Annotated in this window: 22 protein-coding genes and 1 pseudogene; 10 read left to right on the forward strand and 13 right to left on the reverse strand. The window is 62.0% G+C overall.

Going from position 1 to position 20862, the window contains the following annotated elements:
- The first annotated feature begins 61 nt into the window (after positions 1-61).
- The 3 genes from AC0L2M_RS22515 to AC0L2M_RS22525 are packed head-to-tail and all read left to right on the forward strand — an operon-like array spanning position 62 to position 1904.
- Positions 62-535: an ATP-binding cassette domain-containing protein gene (locus tag AC0L2M_RS22515; RefSeq protein WP_473535930.1), complete on the forward strand. Its 474-nt coding sequence runs from the start codon at positions 62-64 to the stop codon at positions 533-535.
- On the forward strand, positions 508-1101 hold the full coding sequence (locus AC0L2M_RS22520; protein WP_473535931.1) for an AAA family ATPase: 594 nt from the start codon (positions 508-510) through the stop codon (positions 1099-1101). Before AC0L2M_RS22515 ends, AC0L2M_RS22520 begins: the two co-directional genes overlap by 28 nt.
- A complete protein-coding gene (locus AC0L2M_RS22525; protein ID WP_128168918.1) occupies positions 1098-1904 on the forward strand; it encodes an ABC transporter permease in 807 nt (268 codons plus the stop codon). Before AC0L2M_RS22520 ends, AC0L2M_RS22525 begins: the two co-directional genes overlap by 4 nt.
- 22 nt (positions 1905-1926) lie before the next feature.
- Here AC0L2M_RS22525 and AC0L2M_RS22530 read toward each other — a convergent pair whose 3' ends face one another.
- From AC0L2M_RS22530 to AC0L2M_RS22565, 8 genes and pseudogenes are all read right to left on the reverse strand, one after another.
- Positions 1927-2886, reverse strand: coding sequence for a DMT family transporter (locus AC0L2M_RS22530; RefSeq protein WP_473535932.1), 960 nt, complete (start codon positions 2884-2886; stop codon positions 1927-1929).
- 327 nt (positions 2887-3213) lie between these two features.
- Complete coding sequence (locus tag AC0L2M_RS22535) at positions 3214-3561, reverse strand: hypothetical protein (RefSeq protein WP_473535933.1); 348 nt, start codon at positions 3559-3561, stop codon at positions 3214-3216.
- A gap of 269 nt (positions 3562-3830) precedes the next feature.
- Positions 3831-4853: an ABC transporter substrate-binding protein gene (locus AC0L2M_RS22540; RefSeq protein ID WP_473535934.1), complete on the reverse strand. Its 1023-nt coding sequence runs from the start codon at positions 4851-4853 to the stop codon at positions 3831-3833.
- 17 nt (positions 4854-4870) lie between these two features.
- A pseudogene (locus AC0L2M_RS22545) lies at positions 4871-5827 on the reverse strand (ABC transporter permease); the annotation flags it as partial.
- Positions 5828-5845: 18 nt separating this feature from the next.
- Entirely contained in the window at positions 5846-7342 is a 1497-nt protein-coding gene (locus AC0L2M_RS22550) for a sugar ABC transporter ATP-binding protein (RefSeq protein ID WP_023797996.1), read from the reverse strand.
- Positions 7343-7412: 70 nt separating this feature from the next.
- The gene (locus tag AC0L2M_RS22555) at positions 7413-8303 is read right to left on the reverse strand and encodes an NAD(P)-dependent oxidoreductase (RefSeq protein WP_473535935.1); all 891 of its coding nucleotides are present in this window, start codon (positions 8301-8303) and stop codon (positions 7413-7415) included.
- A gap of 3 nt (positions 8304-8306) precedes the next feature.
- Entirely contained in the window at positions 8307-8873 is a 567-nt protein-coding gene (locus AC0L2M_RS22560; RefSeq protein ID WP_473535936.1) for a gluconokinase, read from the reverse strand.
- Positions 8842-9606, reverse strand: a complete 765-nt coding sequence (locus tag AC0L2M_RS22565) for an SDR family oxidoreductase (RefSeq protein WP_473535937.1) — start codon at positions 9604-9606, stop codon at positions 8842-8844. Before AC0L2M_RS22565 ends, AC0L2M_RS22560 begins: the two co-directional genes overlap by 32 nt.
- A 125-nt stretch (positions 9607-9731) precedes the next feature.
- Between AC0L2M_RS22565 and AC0L2M_RS22570 the strand changes: the two genes are divergently transcribed.
- Both AC0L2M_RS22570 and AC0L2M_RS22575 read left to right on the forward strand, forming a co-directional pair.
- Entirely contained in the window at positions 9732-10673 is a 942-nt protein-coding gene (locus AC0L2M_RS22570) for a 2-hydroxyacid dehydrogenase (protein ID WP_473475850.1), read from the forward strand.
- 11 nt (positions 10674-10684) lie between these two features.
- On the forward strand, positions 10685-11716 hold the full coding sequence (locus AC0L2M_RS22575; RefSeq protein ID WP_128168927.1) for an L-idonate 5-dehydrogenase: 1032 nt from the start codon (positions 10685-10687) through the stop codon (positions 11714-11716).
- Positions 11717-11725: 9 nt separating this feature from the next.
- Here the strand turns inward: AC0L2M_RS22575 and AC0L2M_RS22580 are convergent, their stop codons facing one another.
- Entirely contained in the window at positions 11726-12109 is a 384-nt protein-coding gene (locus AC0L2M_RS22580) for a GlcG/HbpS family heme-binding protein (RefSeq protein ID WP_473475698.1), read from the reverse strand.
- A gap of 77 nt (positions 12110-12186) precedes the next feature.
- Positions 12187-13227 (reverse strand): LacI family DNA-binding transcriptional regulator, encoded by a 1041-nt coding sequence (locus tag AC0L2M_RS22585; RefSeq protein ID WP_373420399.1) that lies wholly within the window; start codon positions 13225-13227, stop codon positions 12187-12189.
- A gap of 214 nt (positions 13228-13441) precedes the next feature.
- Between AC0L2M_RS22585 and AC0L2M_RS22590 the strand changes: the two genes are divergently transcribed.
- The 5 genes from AC0L2M_RS22590 to AC0L2M_RS22610 all read left to right on the forward strand — a co-directional run bounded on the left by AC0L2M_RS22590 (position 13442) and on the right by AC0L2M_RS22610 (position 17769).
- Positions 13442-14368: an SMP-30/gluconolactonase/LRE family protein gene (locus tag AC0L2M_RS22590; RefSeq protein ID WP_128168929.1), complete on the forward strand. Its 927-nt coding sequence runs from the start codon at positions 13442-13444 to the stop codon at positions 14366-14368.
- Positions 14369-14819: 451 nt separating this feature from the next.
- Positions 14820-15626: a transporter substrate-binding domain-containing protein gene (locus AC0L2M_RS22595; protein WP_023797989.1), complete on the forward strand. Its 807-nt coding sequence runs from the start codon at positions 14820-14822 to the stop codon at positions 15624-15626.
- 70 nt (positions 15627-15696) lie between these two features.
- Complete coding sequence (locus tag AC0L2M_RS22600) at positions 15697-16401, forward strand: amino acid ABC transporter permease (protein ID WP_128168930.1); 705 nt, start codon at positions 15697-15699, stop codon at positions 16399-16401.
- Complete coding sequence (locus tag AC0L2M_RS22605; protein ID WP_128247126.1) at positions 16398-17057, forward strand: amino acid ABC transporter permease; 660 nt, start codon at positions 16398-16400, stop codon at positions 17055-17057. The genes AC0L2M_RS22600 and AC0L2M_RS22605 overlap by 4 nt, the downstream gene beginning before the upstream one ends.
- On the forward strand, positions 17038-17769 hold the full coding sequence (locus AC0L2M_RS22610; RefSeq protein WP_128168932.1) for an amino acid ABC transporter ATP-binding protein: 732 nt from the start codon (positions 17038-17040) through the stop codon (positions 17767-17769). Before AC0L2M_RS22605 ends, AC0L2M_RS22610 begins: the two co-directional genes overlap by 20 nt.
- Positions 17770-17778: 9 nt before the next feature.
- Here AC0L2M_RS22610 and AC0L2M_RS22615 read toward each other — a convergent pair whose 3' ends face one another.
- The 3 genes from AC0L2M_RS22615 to AC0L2M_RS22625 are packed head-to-tail and all read right to left on the reverse strand — an operon-like array spanning position 17779 to position 20477.
- Positions 17779-18849: an adenylate/guanylate cyclase domain-containing protein gene (locus AC0L2M_RS22615; protein ID WP_023797985.1), complete on the reverse strand. Its 1071-nt coding sequence runs from the start codon at positions 18847-18849 to the stop codon at positions 17779-17781.
- Between the two features lie 3 nt (positions 18850-18852).
- Positions 18853-19344, reverse strand: coding sequence for a Rab family GTPase (locus AC0L2M_RS22620; protein ID WP_023797984.1), 492 nt, complete (start codon positions 19342-19344; stop codon positions 18853-18855).
- A gap of 11 nt (positions 19345-19355) precedes the next feature.
- Entirely contained in the window at positions 19356-20477 is a 1122-nt protein-coding gene (locus AC0L2M_RS22625; RefSeq protein ID WP_473535938.1) for an OmpA family protein, read from the reverse strand.
- Between the last annotated feature and the right edge of the window lie 385 nt (positions 20478-20862).

Consider the following 20862-nt stretch of genomic DNA (forward strand, 5'->3'; position numbering starts at 1 on the left):
AACCCAGACGGTAAGCTCGCGCGCCTGCAGAGGAATTGACGACGCAGCCATTGCGCCGAAGTTGGCCTTCATTTTGCGACTGCCGGATGATTGCATGAACGTTACTTCTCCTATGGGTATGCCCGCCACGGGCCTTGCCCGGTCAGCCATTTCCGCCCGGGGCCTGGTCAAAACCTTCGGCAAGCTGCGTGCCGTCGATGGTATCGATCTAGATGTACCGCGCGGCATGATTTTCGCCATCGTGGGTCCGAACGGCGCCGGCAAGACAACGCTAATGCGGATGCTTGCGACGCTGTCGCGCCCCGACGCCGGCTCCGCGACCGTGATGGGGCACGATGTCGTGCAGGCCCCGCACGAGGTCCGTGCGGCAATCGCGATGACCGGGCAGTTCGCTTCGCTCGACGAGGACCTGACGGGCCGGGAAACCTCGTCCTGCTCGCCCGACTCTGGGGTTTTCGCGGTCGCGCCGCGAAAACCCGCGCGGACGACCTGCTCGCGGCTTTCGGCTTGTCCGAAGCGGCGACGAAGCAGGTGAGGGACTATTCGGGTGGCATGCGAAGGCGGCTCGACATAGCCGCCTCGCTGATCGTCACGCCGGGCGTGCTGTTCCTCGATGAGCCGACCACAGGCCTCGATCCGAACGCCCGAAAAGATGTCTGGGGCATGATCCGCGGCCTCGCCGAGGCCGGCGTCACCATCCTGCTCACCACGCAATATCTCGAAGAGGCCGATCAACTCGCGGCACGCATCGCCGTCATCGACCACGGCCGGAAGATTGCCGAGGGCACCAGCCGCGAATTGAAGGCGGCCACAGGCTCCGGGTTTCTCCATGTAGCGCTCGCCGATGTCGCGCGGCTGGACCAGGCGGCGTCGATCCTGGAACGCCGGCTGGAGCACCCTGTCCAGCGCAGTGCCGAGGGCGCGGAGCTCTCCGTCCTTGCCGGCACGGCGAAGGCCGCCAATGAGGCGCTGGCCGACCTGGTCGCTGCCGGCATCGAACTGTCGGATTTCTCCATGGGCCAACCCAGCCTTGAGGAGGTCTTCTTCGCGCTGACGGGCCAGCCGAGCCTGGGTGTAAGCCCGAAGGACGACAAGCCATGATCGACACAACATCCCTGCAGCGGCTGCAAAGGGTCGCCCGACCGAAGACCCCATCAGCCCTTTCCAATGCGCTGGTCTTCGGATGGCGCGCGGTGCTGAAATTCAAGCATGTGCCGGAGCAGCTGTTCGACCTGGTGATGACTCCGATCATGTTCACGCTGCTGTTCACCTTCGTCTTCGGCGGCGCGCTCGCCGGTTCGCCTGGCGAATACCTGCAGTTCTTCCTGCCCGGCATCCTGGTTCAGACCGTGGTGTTCAACGCAGTGTATTCCGGCATGGGATTGTCGACCGACCTCGGCAAGGGCTTGTTTGACCGCTTCCGATCGCTGCCGATCTGGTCGCTGTCTCCATTCGCCGGCCTGATGGTGGGCGACATCCTGCGCCATTTGATTGCCGCGTCTATCATCCTCGCCATCGGGCTGATTCTCGGCTACCGGCCGGAAGCGGGCGTCCTCGGCGTGCTTGCGGCGTTCGCCATGCTGATCGCCATCGGGTTCGGCATGGGCTGGGTATTCATCGTGCTCGGCCTGCTGATCCGCACGCCAACCACAGTGATGACGCTCGGCTTTACCTTCCTGTTCCCGCTCGTCTTCGCCTCCAACATCATGGTCGACCCCGGAACCATGCCGGACTGGCTGCGGGACTTCGTCGAAGTCAACCCGGTGTCGCTGATGACGACGGCGCTGCGCGGGTTGATGGGTGGCGGGGCGACACTCAGTCAGGTCGTCCTCGCCCTGATCGCGCCGGTGGCGCTGACCGCGATCCTGGCGCCGACGACATTGTGGCTGTATCTCAGAAGGTGAGACGAGCAGCGGGGAGGTGTCCCTACGCGACATGCACCGTGCGCTGCCTCGGCTTGATCGCGGTGGCGAGCAGCAGGCCGGCGACGATAAAGGCGGCGCCGGCGAGGTCGTAGTCGTGCAAGCTTTCACCTAGGAAAAGGTAAGCGAGCACGGCGACGAAGACAGTCTGCAGATAGAGCAGCATGCTGGCGCGCCCGGCGCCAAGCGTCTCGACACTGCGATTGTAGAGGTAATACATCAGAGCGCCGCCCGGGCCAGCGACATAGGCGAGTGCCAGAAGGCCGTTCGCATGCAGCGCCGACCGCTCGCCGGAAAACAGCTCCCAGAGATAGAGTGGCAGTGCGGCCAGCGCGCCGGCGCCCAGCAACAGGACCACCGTCGGCAGCAGTTCGATAGCGAATTTGGCGCGACGCAGCAGCACGGTGTAGAGACCCCAGCAAAACGCGCTGCCGACGATCCACAACTCGCCGGGATTGAACTGGAGCCGCATCAGCGCGGTAAGGTCGCCGCGCGCCACGATCACCACCATCCCGACCAGAGCGAGCAGCGCGCCAAGCGCCTTCCAGACGCCGAGGGGCTCGCCGAGCACGAAGCGGGCAAGCACCATGGTCATGATCGGCGACAGCGCCATGATGATGCCGGCGGTGGTCGCGTCGGTGTAATTGAGGCCCGTGTAGATCATGCCCTGACACAGGGTCAGTCCGATAGCGCCGATGGCCAGCACCTCGATCGCCCGTGACTGGAGCAACGCGAGCATCGCCCCGTGATGATGATGGACGATAGGCAGCAGGATCGCGCAGGCGAGCGCCAGCCGCCAGAAGCAGAGCGCCCAAGGCGGCATCTCGGGGGCAACCCACTTGGCTGCGATGTAGACGCCGGCGGACAGGAGCCAGCAGAGCGTCGCGGTGGAATAGGCGAGTGGAAGCGATGCGTCGGCTGCCGTCTTGGCTACGCCAGTATGGGCTATCGGCAGCGCTTGCATGCCCGTCTCCTCCCACCGCCGATCTTAGCAAGATTGCTGCGTCTTGCCAAAAGCAACGTCAGCTATGTCACCAATCGATGTGCGGCCTGCTCGAGCCCAACATCGTCGATGATGGGCGCATGGCGGATACCGACGTATCTTCATCGCGCTGACGCGTGCCGATGCAGCGCCGGACAGGATCGCCGATTTAGATCTGGTCCGCGGTGGTGTGCGGCTGTCTCACCAGCTCGGTTTGCCACGTCGACAAAAACGGTTCAAAACCGCTGCGGAAAACCGAGCGGAAGATGGCGTCCTATGACGCCAAGCCGATCTCTGCTACCGGCTCGCTCATTCTTCCGGTGCACCTGTCGGCTCGTATTCGCTGGCGTCGAACACGTGGTGGTGAACGCGTCCGGTGAACATTTTCAGCAGCTCGCCGGTAACTTGGCGGCTTTCGGACCGGATGGGGGACTGAAGCGCCAATTCGCACGCCGCCATATCCGGATAGCGGATGGCCAGCGCCATTGCGAAGGCCGGGGCGCCTTCGTCGCGGATAGTTCCGTCGAGGACGCGGATTTCCTCGGCTCCGGGAAACTGCGTCCAGAGCGGGACAAGCCGGTCTTTCACGAACTGGCGGAACTCAGCTTCCCTGCCGCTATGGATTTCGCCTTCGAAGAGCGCGTATCGGATGATCATGGTTTCTCCGGTGTTTCGGCCTGCAACATTTCCGGTGCGGCAGCGAGGCCGCGCGACCGCCGGATCGGTTGAGGTGGGCTGCTGTGGCCGGGTGAGTCGTAGCGGGGGGGGGGTGGCGGGGGGGGCCCGCCCGCGGGGGGGGGGGAGGGTGGGCCCCGATTTTTTTTTTTGTTGGGGGGGGGGAGGGGGGGGGGGGGGGGGGGGTTGGGGGGGGGCGGGGGGGGGGGCGGGGCCCCCCCCCCCCCCCCCCCCCCCGCTACGGCTTGCGCCTACATCTTGCCCCACATTTTCTTGTATTCGTCGCGATAGCCATTGTCGGGGTCGAAGCTGTTCTTCGGCCCGCCGTCGAACTCGACATTGTCCGCTGTCACGACATGGAGCGGCGAAAGGTAGCCGGACCATTTTTCACCGGCGATCGCGCGGTTCAGCTCGTCGACCAGCTGCCAGCCCTGCAGGTTGAGCGGTTCGGCCACCGTCACCTTCTGGAACTGGCCGGCGCGGATGCGTTGATAAGCTGATTCCGAGCCGTCGCCGGCGGCGACGTTGATCGGCGCGTCGGTACCCGTCTTGCCGGCTGCCGCGAGCGAGGGGCCCATGAAGTCGAAATAGAGATCGTTGATGGCCAGCGAATGCGTCCAGCTGTCGCCGTACTTCTGCAGCAGTGAGGTGGTCAGCTGCGGCATGCGCTGCGACGTTTCGGCGATCGGCGTGTCGACATATTCGAGCACGGTCCCGCCGAGCTTCTCGATTTCTTCCTTCATCCGATCGGCCTTGGCGATGGCTATCGCATAGGTTGAATCGGTGAAGATCACGACTCCGGGTTTTCCTTTGGCGTCTGCGTAGGCCCAGTTCGCGGCCGCGGCTGAAACCTGCATGGCGTCGGTGGAGACATTGGCAAAGAGCCCGATCTTGTCGTCCGGGCCGATCGTCGGCCCAGCATGCCAGGCGACCATCGGAATGCCCGCGGCCTTGGCCTGCTCGATCGCCGGTGCCTGTTCGACCGCGTCGAAGCCGTTGATGATGATGCCGCTTGGCTGCAGCGCCATGGCCTGGCCGAAGGCGGCGGTGCGGCCTCCGATCGATCCGGCGCCGTCGATTACCTTGACCTCCCAGCCGATCGCCTCGGCCGCTTCCTCGACGCCGGTCGTCACCCCAAGGATGCCGCCATTCTTCAGGTCGCCGGCAAGAACGACGATTGTCTTGCCTTCCTGGGCCCTCGGGCCGGAGGTCGGGCCATCCCAGGCCGTAACTTTCTGGGCATATTTTTCGACGATCGCCATGGCGTCGGCCATAGCATCGGCCCGCGCCTCACGCCGTTGAATAGAGGCTCAACGAAGAAGGAGCCGCCGAATTGCTGGATTCCGGAAATTCCGACGGCGAGGATGGCGACGCCGATCATCGTGCCCCAGACATTGACCCGGCCGGGTTTGATGGTGGTCGAGCCGAGGAACGCACCGACAAGCGCCGGCAGCAGATATTCAAGGCCGACGCTCGCCTGGCCGATGCGCAGCTTGGAAGCGAGCAGAACGCCCGTCAGTGCGGTGAGAAACCCAGACGAGATGAAAGCCCCGATGACGAAGCGCCGGACAGGAATGCCGTTGAGGGCAGCCGCCTTGGGATTGGCGCCGATCGCGTAGACGTAGCGGCCGATCGGCAAATATTCCAGCACGATCCACAACGTGATGGCGATCGCCAGCACATAGAAGCCGGTGATCGGCAGGCCGAACAGCATGGTGCCGTTGAGCGCATAGAACCCGTCGGGCAAGACACCGACCACCTGCCGCCCGCCGGTGTGCCAAAGGGCAAGCGCATAGAGCACGGTTCCCGTGCCGAGCGTGGCGATGAAGGAATCGATCCGGGCGACTTCCACGAGGAGCCCGTTCAGGAAGCCCGTACCGGCGCCGAGAAACAGGACGATCATCACGGCGAGGGGCCAGTGGATGCCCAGCATGGTCTGCAGGCTGATAGCGAGGATGTGCCACAACACTATTCCGTAGCCGACGGTCAGGTCGATGCGGCCCGAAGCCATCGGTATCATGGCGGCCAGCGACAGCAGTGCGATGATCGCCTTGTCGGAAACGATCGAGCGTAAATTGAGCAGTGTCGGGAACGTTTTCGGCAGCAGGATTGAGAACAGCACGATCAGCATAAGCGTGAGGATGACGAGGCCGTAGACCGGGACGAGCCTGATGAGCTTCTGCCGCGCCGGCAGGCCGGTCATTTCGCCCCGTGTCGGCTCGAGAGCGGTGGATTCGATGGATTGCATGGTCTTGCTCCGGGACGGTCAGGCGGCTTCGGATGCCGATGCGGCGGTGATCACGGCGGATGTCGTGAGTTCATCGCCGGCGAGTTCGCGAACGATCTGCCCGCGGGAAAAGACCAGCGCCCTGTGGCAGATATGGGCGATCTCCTCGAAGTCGGTCGAAACAACGACGACGCCCAATCCGGCTTCGAGCGCCCGCCCGATCAGCCGGTAAATCTCGGCCTTCGCGCCGACATCGACGCCGGCGGTCGGGTCTTCGGCGATGAGCAGCTTGCGGCCGGTATGAAGCCAACGGCCGACGACGACCTTCTGCTGGTTGCCGCCGGACAGCGCCTCGATCGGCAGGTCCGGATCGTTGGGCCTGAGGCCGACCGTATCGCCGATCGCCCGAGCATGTGCCGCCTCCTTGTGGCCAGCGAGAAAGGAAAACAGGCTGCGCCTGGCCGCGCCCGGATTGATAAAAATGTTTTCGCGGATTGAGAGTGCAGCCGCGATCGACTCCTCGGTGCGATCGCGGGCGATGAGACCGACTCCGGCTTGCATCGCCGCAATGGGACTGGAGAGATCAGGCGTTTTGCAGTCGATGGAAATCTCGCCCGCAAAAGTTGTGCAGCCGAAGAGCGTCCGCCCGATGAGTTCCTGCCCGGCGCCGCGCAGCCCGACAAGGCCGAGCATTTCACCCCGGCGGACGTCGAAGGAAACCGGCCCGGCTCCCGCGCAAACCAGGTCGCGCACCGCGCAGATCGTCGCGCCCGCCTTGGTGGCCGCCTTGGCAAAGACCTGGCTCGCCGGTCGCCCAACGATCATTTCCACCAGTTCATCCGGCTTTGTGTCCGCTACCTTGTTCTGGCCGACCAGCTTCCCGTCCCGCAGCACGGCTACCTTATCGGCGATGCGGAAAATCTCGTCGAGCCGGTGCGAAACATAGATCATGCCGACGCCGCGCTGCTTCAGCGGACGAAGCGCGTCGAACAATCGGTCGACCTCGTCGGCGGGAAGGCTCGCCGTCGGCTCGTCGAGCACGAGCACATCGGCTTCGGTTGCCAGCGCTCGGGCGATCGCGACGAGCGACTTTTCCGTCCGGGTGAGATCCTGGACCCGGGTCGTCGGATCGAAATCGCAACCAACGAGGCTGAGCGCGGCCTGAGCCCGCTCTTCCGTCGCGCGCCAGTCGATAAGGCCCGAGCGGAGCGAAAACCCCTGAGCCAGCCCGACATTCTCGCCGACAGACATCCATTCGATCAGCCCGAGATCCTGGTGGATGAAGGCAACCTGCTGGCGCTGGTTGGGACGCGGAGGCCGATGCTGATAGGGCTCGCCGCGAAACAGAATGCGTCCGCCATCCGGCCGGTGGATGCCGGCGAGCGTCTTGATGAGCGTCGATTTGCCTGCGCCGTTCTCTCCCAGCAGGGCGAGAATTTCGCCCTCATGCAAATCGAGCGATACGTCGGAAAGCGCGCGCGTGCCGCCGAACTCCTTGGTAATCGTCTGAAACTCGATCAGCTTGGTCCCGACCACGCACGCTCCTCCCAAAGGGTATGTTATCGATAACATATCCAGAGTCAACCGCCGCCTCGTAAATCATGCGTCAGTCCTGGTGCATGCCGTCGAGCAGGCGCATCATTTCGGCGGAATCGCGGGCTCCGAGACCGGCCGCGCAAAGCAGGCGATGGATTTCGACGACCTGCCCAGTCATCGGCAGCGGTGTTTTCGTCTTCATTGCGAACGCCTGGAGGGAATCGAGATCCTTCAGCATGTTGTCGATCCGGCCAGTCGGCGAGAAATCGCGCGCGGCGAATTTCTTCATGAACTCCTGCATGATGTTGGAATCGGCGCGACCGCGGGCGAGCGCCGCGGGAATTAGTGCTGCATCGACGCCTCCGGCTTCGGCTAGTTTCACCGCTTCCGCGACCGCCTGGAACAGCACGGCGCAAAAGAGCTGGTTGATCAGCTTGGTCGTCTGGCCGGCGCCGCTCGGGCCCATCAGCGTGTAGTTTGCGCAAAGATGCTGCATGACCGTTCGGGCGCGCTCGAAATCGGCCTTGTCGCCGCCGGCCATAACCGTCAGGCGGCCCGCAAGCGCGCCGGGTGCGCCGCCCGAAAGCGGACAGTCCACCCATTTCATGCCGGTCTCGTCGGCAAGTTTTTTCGACATCTGCGCGGTATCGACCGGATCGATGGAAGACATGTCGATGAGGATCTTTCCGGGTCCGGCTGCTTCAGCGACGCCCTCGGCGCCGAACACCGCGGCACGCACTATATTGGCGTGGTTGAGGCTGAGGATGACGAAATCGCTTGCCAGCGTCGCGCCGGCAACGGAGACGGCGGATGCTGCGCCTTTACCGGCAAGAGCGGATAGCTTGGCGCTGTCGAGATCGAACACCGTCACCGCCTGCCCCTCCTCGAGAAGCCGGGCCGTGATCGCCGAGCCCATGATGCCGGCGCCGATGACGGCGATCTTTGCTGGGGCTTGCGACATATCTCACGTTCCCTTCATTTGCTGAATCTGCGCCCCGATCCCCATCTCCGCCAGCCGTGCACACGCGGCGTCCATGATCGCGTCCATCGTAGCAGCGATGTTGACCGTCACCACGCCCTGCTCGGCCGTGGGATGTTCCAGTGTCGCGAACTGGCTGTCCAGCAGCGAGGGTGGCATGAAGTGACCGCGCCGCTCGCCGATCCGTTGCCGCAGCAATTGGTGCGATCCTTCCAGGAACACGAAGACCAGATCGCCTCCGGCCGCCTGGCGAAGGCGATCGCGATAAGCTTTCTTGAGTGCCGAGCAGGTGACGACAAGGCCATCGCCTTGTGCCGTACGCAGCGCCTTGGCGACAAGGTCCAGCCAAGGCCAGCGATCGGCGTCGTCAAGCGGAACGCCGGCCGACATCTTCTCGACGTTCTGGCGCGGATGCAGCGCGTCGCCCTCGACAAATTCGATGCCCAGGCGCGCGGCGATGCCCTCGCCAATGCTGGTTTTGCCGCAGCCGCTGACGCCCATCACCACGATGAGCGCCGGCTCAGAGGCAGGTCGTGATGCCGCCATCGACATAAAGCGTATGACCGTTGACGAATGACGAAGCCGGGCCGGCGAGGAAGACCGCCGCGCCAACCAATTCGTCGACATTGCCCCACCTTCCCGCCGGAGTGCGGTTGGCCAACCAGGCCGAGAACTCCGGATTTTCGACCAGCGCCTGATTGAGCGGGGTCTTGAAATAGCCGGGTGCGATCGCGTTGATCTGCAGGCCATGTTTGGCCCAGTCCGCGCACATGCCGCGCGTCAAATTGCGCACGGCGCCCTTGGTGGCGGTGTACGGCGCGATGTTGGTCCGGGCCAATTCGCTCTGCACAGAGGCGATGTTGATGATCTTGCCTTTCTGGCGTGGGATCATGTACCGGGCCACCGCCTGACCGACATAAAAGACGCTCGAAATGTTGGTGCGCAGGAGTTCATCCCACTTGTCGACCGGAAAATCCTCGAGCGGCGCGCGATACTGCATGCCGGCATTGTTCACGAGAATGTCGATCGGCCCAAGATTGGCTTCGATGTCGGCGACGCCTTTTGCGGCAGCCTCTGCTGAGGTGACGTCGAACACCGCGCCATCGGCTTTGAAGCCCTTCGCGGCGAGCATTCCAGCCGCCTCCGCGACTTTGTCGGCGTTGCGGCCGTTGAGTACGATCATCGCGCCATGACGCGCCAGACCCTCGGCCAGGGCAAGGCCGATGCCTTGGCTCGATCCGGTAACCAGGGCTCTAAGCCCAGTCAAATCGAAGAGCGAATTCACTCCAACCTCCCTGCAAGGCAGAACGATTCCAGGCGAACCGATTTTCTTGCTCCGCCTTTCTACCCTATTGACATGGATGTTATCGATAACATAGTCAATAGAAAAGGTGAAAATTCGGAGGAGACCTGCCGGTGACCGACATCCTGATGATAGGTCCTTACCCCGCCTGGGACATGGAAGACCTGGAAGCAAAATACCGGATGCATAAGCTCTGGGAGGCGACGGACAAGGACGCGCTGCTCACCGGAAAGGCCGACGCCATCCGCGCCATCGCAACGCGCGGCGAACTGGGTGCGAGCGCCGCGCTCATGGCAAGGCTGCCTAAGCTGGAGATCGTCTCCTGCTACGGAGTGGGCACCGACGCGATAGACCTCGGCCACGCCAGGGCGAACGGGATCCGGGTCACCAACACGCCGGATGTGCTTACCGAAGACGTCGCCGACATCGGCATCGGTCTTCTGCTATCGGTGGCGCGCAATATCCCTCAGGCGGATGCCTATGTGCGGAACGGAAGCTGGACCAAGGGCAATATGCAACTCGTTACCCGCGTCTGCGGCAAAAAGCTCGGCATTGTCGGCATGGGCCGGGTCGGCGCCGCGGTGGCAAAGCGCGCGGCCGCCTTCGATTGTGCCATCTCGTACTACGACATCAACAGGCGCGGCGACCTACCTTACGCCTATGTCGGCGACCTCGTGGACTTGGCGCGCGACAGCGAATTTTTGATCGTAACACTCGCCGGAGGCGAAAGCACAAAAAACATCATCAACGCCTCCGTCCTTGAAGCGCTCGGTCCTGACGGCATTCTCGTCAACATCTCGCGCGGCAGCACGGTCGACGAAACGGCGCTGCTCGCAGCCCTGGAATCGAAAACAATCAAGGGAGCGGGGCTTGACGTCTTCTGGAACGAGCCGGCGATCGACGAGCGCTTTCTGAAGCTCGGCAATGTCGTGCTGCAGCCGCACCACGCCAGCGGCACGGTCGAAACAAGAAAGGCGATGGGCAGGCTCGTGCGCGACAATCTCGCCGCCCATTTCAGCGGGCAGGCCCTGCTGACGCCGGTCGTTTAGGAGGCGCGTCCATGAAGTCGCTCGTCATTCATGCCGCAAGGGATCTGCGGATCGAAGAAACCGACCCCGGCGCGCTCGAACCCGGACAGGTCGACATCGCTATTGAGGCCGGCGGCATCTGCGGCTCCGACCTGCATTACTACAACCACGGCGGCTTCGGCGCGATCCGGCTGCGCGAACCGATGATCCTCGGCCACGAAGTCGCTGGCACGATCAGGGCGGTCGGGGAGGGGGTTTCCTGCCTCGAAACAGGCGATCGGGTTGCGGTCTCGCCGAGCCGGCCGTGCAATGCCTGCCGCTATTGCCTTAAGGGCCAGCAGAACCAGTGCCTCAACATGCGCTTTTACGGCAGCGCCATGCCTATGCCGCATATCCAGGGAGCATTCCGCCAACGGCTGGTCGCCGACGCCACGCAGTGCCACCGGATAGCAGACCACGTCTCGATCAACGAGGCGGCCTTCGCCGAGCCGTTCGCGGTTACGCTGCACGCCGTCAACCGGGCGGGTTCGCTGTTGGGCAAGCGGGTTCTCGTCACGGGCTGCGGGCCGATCGGGGCGCTCTGCATCATCGCCGCCCGCGCGCACGGGGCACGGGAAATCGTCGCAACCGATGTGATGGCCGGCGTTTTGAAAACAGCCACGGAAATCGGCGCCGATCGCACGATCAACGTCGCGACCGACGCCGACAAGCTGGCGGCCTACAACGCCGACAAGGGATATTTCGACGTGATGTTTGAGGCGTCGGGCAACGAGCGCGCTGTTCGCGCCGGTCTTGAGGTTCTAAGGCCGCGCGGCGTGCTGATGCAGCTCGGGCTCGGCGGCGACCTGGCGATCCCGCAAAATCTCGTCGTCGCGAAGGAAATCGAGATGCGCGGCACGTTCCGCTTCCACGACGAGTTCGCGCTCGCCGTCGACCTGATCAACCGCCGCCGGGTGGATGTGAAACCGCTGCTTACAAGGATCTATCCGCTCAAGGAAGCCGTCGCAGCCTTCGAGATCGCCGGCGACCGCAACAAGTCGATGAAGGTCCAGATCGCCTTCTGAAGGGCTGCGCTACCGGAGCGAGCCGCTCACAGCATATCGGCGCCGATCGCTGCCAGGACGGCGCGCGACGTCGATGTCCTGCTCGCCGCTTCCCGATCCAACGCCAATCGCGCCCGCAAGCCTGCTGTCGAAGCGGATGGGCAATCCGCTGGGAAGACAGCTCACGCCGCCCTGCGATGCGACTGCCGCCGCTGCCTCGAATGGTATTGCGCCTGTCGCGGCGTCGATGGCTGCCGCCGTGCGCGCCTTTGCCCGCGCGGTATGCATGCTCAAATACCTGGCGCCGTCCATGCGCAGGCTGGCGATCGTCTCGCCGCTGGCGTCGACCACGACGAAGCATTGCGGGACACCCATTGCGCTTGCTGGCGCCATGCCTGCGCTCAGCGCCTTCATTGCGCCGTCATGGCTCAGACTTAGGGTTTCGCGGAACATCGCCAGGGTGCGGCCCCTATCGCCGGAATGGTTGAGTGTTAGGCGCTTTCCCGCTCCACCACCTTGTAGCTGGTCAAGATAATTTCCTGGGACAAGCCGTTGTCTTCGCCCTTGATCGACTGGATCAGCTTGCGTGCTGCCTGTTTGCCGATGCCGTAGCAGTCCACGTTCACCGTCGTGAGTGTCGGATGGCAGTAAGCTGCAATCTCGAAATCGCCGAAGCCGGCGATCGCGATGTCCTGCGGAATCCGGATGCCCCGGCGCTTGCACTCCATCACCGCACCAAACGCCGACAAATCCGAGACGCACAGCGCGACCTCGGTATCCGGCCAGCGCTCCAGCATGCCGACGACCGCCTGTCCGCCCTGCTCGATCGAAATTGGAGGCACGCCGAATGAAACCAGGCGGCCGGGCGGCAGGCCGAGTTCCTCGATCGCCTTGACGAATCCGGCCCGCCGCTGGCTGCCGCGCGTATCCCGTGACGTCGTACCGCCGATATAGCCGAATTTCCGGTAGCCTTTTTTCGCCAATGTCCTGACGAGCAGCGCCATCGCTTCCTCATTTGAGAAGCCGACGACCTGATCGATCGGCTTCGGCGGCAATTCCCACGTTTCAACCACCGGAATGCCCGCGCTTTCCAACATGCGCCGCGTAAGATCGGTATGTGTGCCGCCGGTCAGGATAATGCCCTCCGGACGTCGGCGAAGCATCGCCTCGATCAGCCTTTCTTCCTTTTCCGCCGTGTAGTCGGTGTAGCCGAGCAGAAGCTGAAGACCCGTATTCTCCAGTTCGTCGGTGATGCCGCGGGCGGTGTCGGCAAAATTCGAATTGTTGATCGAGGGAATGATCGCGGCCACAAACCCGGTCTTGCGTGACGACAGGCTTCCGGCAGACTGGTCGAGCACATAACCAAGCTCGTTTACCGCCGCCAGGATCCGTTCACGGGTTGCATCCGAGACGCGGCCGTCCTTCTTGAGCGCTCGCGATACCGTCATCGCCGAGACGCCGGCCCGGCGGGCCACGTCAAGCATCGTCGGCGCCTGGTTCTCGGGAGATTTGGCGTTCAGTCCCTTGGGCATCATGGCGCTCCGCAAGCCGGTTGCGGGACGCACGCTAACGACGGAGCGTGCCATGGATTCATCGCGCGCCCGTCCTCATGCATGCCCCCTTGGAAATCAGATTACAATTGATATGTTATCGCTATCATACAGCGCTGGCAACAGTTGTGCCGCGGGCCCATCAGCTGGCCCCAACCGGCCAGCGCAGATCCAGCGTGCGGGAGGCGTGAGGCCAATGTTTGAAAATATTGAGGGCACAGGTTTCGAAATGCTCGATCCGCGATTTGCCGCTTGCTTCGTCGGGCACGCGCGCGTCGAGCGGCTTTGGTCGGGCGGGCGCTGGCTGGAGGGCCCTGCGTGGTTCGGGCCGGGCCGCTATCTCATCTGGTCCGACATTCCGAACAACCGGATAATGCGCTGGGATGAGACCGACGGCTCGGTTTCGGTGTTTCGCCAGCCTTGCAATAACAGCAACGGAAACACGGTCGACAATCATGGGCGGCTTGTCACCTGCGAGCACCTGGCGCGACGGGTGACAAGGACGGAGTTCGATGGCGCGATCACGATCGTTGCCGACCGGTTCGAAGGCAGGCGCTTCAACTCGCCGAACGACGTCGTGGTTGCGTCGGACGGCGCGATCTGGTTCACGGATCCGCCCTACGGCATCATGCACGACTATGAGGGCGATTACGGCGAGGAAGAGATCGGCGGCTGCCATGTCTACCGGGTCGATGCGGCGACGGGCGCGGTCACTCGAGTCGCCGACGACTTCGTCAAGCCCAACGGCCTTGCGTTTTCCCCCGACGAAAAACTGCTCTATGTCACCGACACGGGCGCTACGCACCTGGAGCGCGGACCCCGTCACATCCGGAAGCTCCGCGTCGGCGACGAAGGAAGGCTGAGCGGCGGCGACGTCTTTGCCGAATGCGCCAGCGGATTTTTCGACGGCTTCCGGATCGACACGAAAGGCCGCGTCTGGACCAGCGCCGGTGATGGGGTTCACTGTTTCGATCCGGACGGAACGCTAATCGGCAAGATCCGTATTCCCGAGACCGTCGCGAACGTCACTTTCGGCGGAACTCGCCGCAACCGACTCTTCATCTGCGCGACGACTTCGCTTTATGCCGTCTATCTTACGGCCAACGGCTCCAAACTGGGCTGACACTGCAGCAGAACGGTCAGCCATCTCGGGCGTCTGCGACTGCTCGACAATGTTACAACTCGAGCATCGCGGTAGAGCCAAGATCGGGGAGTCGCCGAAGCGAATGTCCCTTAGACCCGCAACCAAGCCGCGAATCTCCTGTATTTCGCGTATTTGGGGCTAACAATCCATGAAACACGCACTGGGCACTTGACATCATGTTATCGATAACATCAATATAGGGCGGTTGGAGGAGAAATGAGATCGGCACGCTCGCAAATGCGGGGCTAAGGCCCGCGGAGAACGCCTGTGCAGTCGCCAAGGGCAGTGTGCAGATCCAATTTTCCAACATCGAAGCTCTAGGAGCAGACACAGCCATCTGTCCGATCGTGTCAATGCCGGTGGATGCACGGACATATTTGATAGGCGCCTCGCAGTCGGCGCCTCGGGATCTTTCACGGAGGAGAACACCATGAAACCACTTGTCAAAATCCGCGCAATATTCGCCGCGATCAGCCTTGCCGTCCCAATGCTAGCGATGGCCAACTCGCCCGCCAGCGCCATCACTCTGGAAGAGATTACGTCACGCGGCAGCGTCCGAATCGGCGTCGTGACCGGCGCGCCTCCGATGGGCATGGTCGATGAAAGCGGCAATCCAACGGGCTACGACGTCGACGTCGCCAACCTCATTGCCGGTTATCTTGGAGTGAAGGCGGAACTCGTTCCGCTGACGCCGCCGTCGCGAATCCCAGCCCTGCAAACCGGCAAGGTCGATTTCCTGGTGGCCACACTGGCGCCCACCGGAGAACGGGCCAAGACCGTCATGTTCACCCAGCCCTACAGTGCCTTCAACATGGTGATCGTGTCTGGCCCAGATCAGAAATTCGCCCAGCTATCAGAGCTCGAAGGCAAACGCGTTGGCGTCAATCGGGGCTCGTCGCAGGAAGCCGCATTGCGGCGGGTCGCTGTGCCAGGGCTCGAGATCGTCGTGTTCGAGGACGATTCGACAACCGCTCAGGCGCTCTTTGCCGGCCAGGTCGATGCGACCGCGCTCCCCTCGACGGTTGCCAACGCCATCATTCAGCAGCGGCCGGACGCCGGTCTGCAGGTCGGCTTCACCTTTTTCCGGCAAGGCAACTCCATGGCCACCACGCTCCAGGATTTCGAGGTGCACCAGTGGCTCAACACCGCGATCTATCTGATGAAGAATTCCGGCGAACTTGACGCCATCGCGACGAAGTGGACGGGCACCCCGATGCCGCAACTGCCTTTGTTCTGATCTCACGAAAGGTTGCCGGACGATCTGCGTCCGGCAAATTCGTTGGTGACGTTCCGATCGAGGACCAAGAATGTCTTACACATTCCAGTTCGGCGCTATCGCGCAATACACCGACGAGATTGTCGCTGGGATATGGCTGACGATCATGTTGTCCGCCGCCTCCATCGTGATGGGAAGTTCGTTCGGCATCGTTCTCGCGTCGCTGCGTTCGATGCACGGCCGGGCGGTACGGCTCATGGTCGATGCGTATGTCGAGATCATCCGCAACACGCCATTCCTGGTTCAGCTTTTCATCATTTATTTCGGACTACCCGGCGTTGGTCTGCGGGTTAGCGCAACGACGGCGGCGCTGATCGGCATGACGATAAACCTCGCAGCCTATTCTACCGAAATTATCCGAGCCGGCATAGAAGCCATCCACAAGTCGCAGATCGAGGCGGGTGAAGCGCTCGGGTTCACGTCCTTTCAAATCTATCGCCATGTCATCATCATGCCGGCAATCGCCAAGGTGTATCCGGCGCTGTGCAGCCAATTCGTCCTGATGATGCTTGCTTCAAGCATCTGTTCGGCGATTTCGACCAAGGAACTCGCCGCTTCCGCAGCCTTTGTCGAATCGCAAAGTTTTCGTTCGTTCGAAGTCTATATCGTCGTGACGCTGATCTATCTGGCTCTCGCCCTGGCGTTGCGCGCGATACTGGCGCTCGTTGGCTGGGGCCTGTTCGGGCGCCGTGTGGCGCGCAAGGCGACGACCTCCCTTGCGGAGGTGCAGGCATGACGCTCCGGACTTTCGGCTTCAGCGAATTCGGTTTCCTTCTCTCGGCGCTGCAGTGGACGATCCTTTTGACCGTCATTGCGCTTTCCGGTGGCGGTTTTATCGGCTTTATCATTGCACTCGCGCGGACCTCGACACGCAAGGCCGTGCGGGTTGCCGCCGCCACCTACATCCAGATCATCCAGGGCATTCCCGTGCTGATGATCCTGTTTCTTTCGTATTACGGCCTCAGCCTCGCCGGCTTTCAAATGCCGCCCCTGGTCGCAGCCGGCGTTTCGATGACGATCTATGCCTCGGGCTACCTTGCGGAGATCTGGCGCGGCTCCATTCAGGCCGTGGCCAAGCAGCAATGGGAGGCGTCGGAATCCTTGGCGATGACGCGAGCCCAGCAATACCGCTACGTCATCCTGCCCCAGGCCCTACGCATCGCGCTCCCTTCCACCGTCGGCTTTGCCGTGCAGGTGGTCAAGAACACGTCGATCACCTCGATCATCGGCTTCGTTGAACTCGCCCGCGCCGGGCAACTCATCAACAACGCGACGTTCCAGCCGTTCCGCGTTTTTCTCGCAGTCGCGGCTCTCTACTTTGTCGTCTGCTATCCGTTGTCCCAGCTGTCGCGTCTGCTGGAAAGGAGGCTCCATGCCGGAAGTGCTTATTGATAATGTCCACAAGAGCTTCGGAGCTGTCGAAGTCCTCAAGGGCGTCTCGCTGTCCGTCAATCGGGGCGATGTGTTTGCGTTGATCGGCCGCTCCGGTTCCGGAAAAAGCACGCTTCTGCGCTGCATCAACGGCCTGGAAAAGATCAATTCCGGCCGCATCGAAGTTGCCGGCCACGCCGTTGGCCGAGACCCGAAAGAGTTGCGCAAGCTGCGCACCGATGTCGGCATCGTCTTCCAAAGCTACAATCTCTTTCCGCACCTGACGGTGGCCGAAAACATCATGCTGGCGCCGCGGATCGTCAAATTGGTGTCGAAAGCTGAAGCCAAAACCACTGCGGAGGAAGTTCTCGGCATGGTTGGCCTGTCGGAGAAGTTCGACGCCTATCCCGACCAGCTTTCCGGCGGCCAGCAGCAGCGCGTGGCGATCGCCCGCTCGCTCGCCATGCGTCCCAAGGTGATGCTGTTCGACGAGGTGACGTCGGCGCTCGATCCGGAACTGACCGAGGAGGTGCTGAACGTGCTGGAAACGCTCGCCCGTAACGGAATGACCATGCTGCTCGTCACCCACGAGATGGGTTTTGCCCGCCGGGTGGCGACCACAACGATTTTCATGCATCACGGAAAGATCTGGGAAGAGGGGCCTTCGGTTGAACTCTTCGGCAGGCCGAAGACCCCGGAACTGCAGCAGTTTATTAAATCGGACGTGAAGTAGCCCGGCAAATCAGGCCGGGAGCCGCCACATTCGCACACGACCTGTACCGCGCAATTCCGTTTCCGCGAGAGGGTCGCAAGCAAAATTTGGTCCAAGCAGTTTGCGAGTTGCATCCGAAATACGGATTTCATCGGGCTCCGCTGACGTTTGAATACGTGCGGCGAGATTAACGGTCTCGCCCCAAAGGTCATAGGCAAACCGCCTTTTGCCTATGACGCCCGCGACGATTGGTCCTGAGTGAATTCCAATTCTGAGTCTTATCGGTTCTCCTGCGAAGCGTTCGTGCTTAACCGCCTTCCGCAGTTCAAGTGCATAGTGCGCAAGAGCTTCTGCATGATCGGATCGCGCGACGGGCAGGCCAGCGACCACCATCACACAATCGCCGATTGTCTTGATCTTTTCGCAGCCGTCTCGTTCCGAGAGCAGATCCGCTGCCTTGAAGAAGTAGTTCAAAATAGCCAGCGTTACCTCGGCTCCGACGTTCCGCGCTCTTTCCGTAAATCCGACGATGTCGGCAAAAAGCACACTCACGTCAGCATGGTTGTCTGCAATTTGCTCGTCGGCCTTTAACCGCTCCGCGATCGACGCCGGAAGAATGTTGAGGAGCAGGCTTTCGGCGCGCTGGTATTCACGCGACAATCCCTCCTGGCTCTGCCGCAACGCCTCGTTCGTCAACTGTAATTTTTCGTTGAGTTGACGCTCCCTCTCTTGCAGGAGTGTCATTTCATAAGCCTTCTGTTGAAGCCGCTGCCTGTTGTCGCGTTCGGCAGTGGCGTCAAGAAAGAGCAGCCATACGCAGGCATTGCCAGCAAAAAGATGAAGGTCCGCGACACGCCCGCTGGGCAGTTCGACCATGGCCATATGATATGGAAGCTCCGGGCAAGGCAGCAAACCTTCCATGAACGCAAGCTGCTCGGCAACGGGCTTGCCAATGCAAAGTGATGATAGGCCGTAATGTTCAACACTGCCGCCCTTCTCAGCGATGCAAAGCTGGGCATCAATTTTCAGATATGCGACAGAGTGCTCGTTGGAGAAGAAATCGTAAATCCAGCTTCTGACTTCTCTTGGCAATCCACGCATGGTCTATTCGGTGACCATCGAAGCAAGCTGGCGGAACGCATCATCAACATATTCACCCGAAAGCGCACTTGTCAGATAGATTTGCCATCCAAGTTGCCTCAGTTCGTTGATCTCACTATCCGATATTGCCCACCGATCGGCCAGATCGGATTTGTTGAACAGCAATACGAACGGCATGGCGCCGAATTCGGCCTCGGCCCGCTCGCGCAGCGTGAGCGCCACTGCTAGGGTAGCGGCGCGGGTTCCATCGACGACAAGCACGAGCCCGCTCGCGCCCCGCACATAGCTGACGCGGAACGACCCGATATCGTCTTCGCCGGCCAGATCCCACAAAATCAGATCCACGGTTTTATCCGGCAGTACAACACTCTTCTTGTCGATTTTCACTCCCACCGTGGTCAAGTAGGTTTCTGAAAAGATGCTTTGCACAAACCTGCGAACCAGACTCGTCTTTCCGACAGCGAACCCGCCCAACATGCAGATCTTTTTTTGCAATAACCTGGGCCCTAGTGGAAGTTTACCGTAACCGAAACTCTGCGATTGGCGGAGCTCCCGGTTCGGCTATTCTCAGTCTCCGCCGGCTCAAAAGTGCCCGCGCCGCGAACCAAAAGCGATTCCGGAGCGACGCCGCGCTTCTTGAGAAGCGCACGAACTGTCTCGGCGCGGGCGGCGCTGATCGACGCGTTGGCCGTCTCACGGCCCACGGTGTCCGAATGGCCGGTCAACATGAACTGTGCTGTTACGCCTGCCTTGCGGGCGTCCTTGGCCAATTCTTTCAATTGATTCGCCAATTGGTCGAGAACTGGCAGTTGCTCTGGTCCCGGTACAGCCTTGCCAGAATCGAAGAAAATGTCGACCGCTTGAATAGCCTCCCTCAAATGCGTGAGTTCCTGAGGGGTCACCTCGCGCAGCTCGGAAATTTCTAGAGAGAGTCCGTCCGCGGCCAGTTGTTGGGCGGCGACCCGCGCCCGATCTATCCAGGCGGCAGGAGCCTCGCCCACGACAACGATGCGATCCTTGATGATCGAAAATCGTACTGAATCCGGCGGGACCAGCGACGCCATCAGCCGCTTCACCACGAACTTCGGATCAAGGCTCTGATAGAATTGCCACTGCGAATGAACGCGAGCCGGATCAACGTCCGTTCCGGACAGCAGAGCCTGCGGGTCGGCGGCCTGCGGATCTCTCAGGCCGGAAATGTAGAAATGTCCGCCACTCGCCCTTTGTTGGGCGACGATGATTCCCGGTTGGGCCTCAAGACGCGACACATAAGTCTGCCAGTGCTCCGCCGCGCGTGCTTCGGGGCTCACATCGCGAACCTTGGAGAAGTCGAATACCGGTCCGCCTGCCTCAAGCTGTCGGGCCGCTACGCGTGCCCGATCTATCCAGGTGTCGGGAGCCTCACCCTCGGCAACGATGCGATCCTCGACGATCGAAAGCCGAACCGATTTCGGCGGGGTCAGCGACGCGGTTAGCCGCTTCAGCACGAACTCCGGATCAAGGCTCTGATAGAATTGCCACTGCGAACGAACGCGGGCGGGATCGACCTGCGTTCCGGACAGCAAAGCCTGCGGGTCGGCGGCAAGCGGGTCTCTCAGGCCGGCAATATAGAATTGGCCATCGCGCATCTTTTGTTCGGCAACGATGATGCCCGGCTGGGTTCCCAGTCGCGACACATAGGCCTGCCAGCGCTCCGCCTCGCGTGCTTCGGGGCTCACATCACGGACCCTGGAGATATCGAATACCGGTCCGCCTGCCTCAAGCTGTCGGGCCGCTGCGCGTGCCCGATCTATCCAGGTGTCGGGAGCCTCACCCTCGGCAACGATGCGATCATTGACGATCGAAAGTCGTACTGAATCCGGCGGAGCTAGCGACGCCGTTAGCCGCTTCAACACGAACTCCGGCTCAAGGCTCTGATAGAATTGCCACTGTGAATGAACGCGGGCGGGATCGACCTGCGTTCCGGACAGCAAAGCCTGCGGGTCGGCGGCAAGCGGGTCTCTCAGGCCGGCA

This window comes from Mesorhizobium sp. WSM4806 (genome assembly GCF_055811635.1).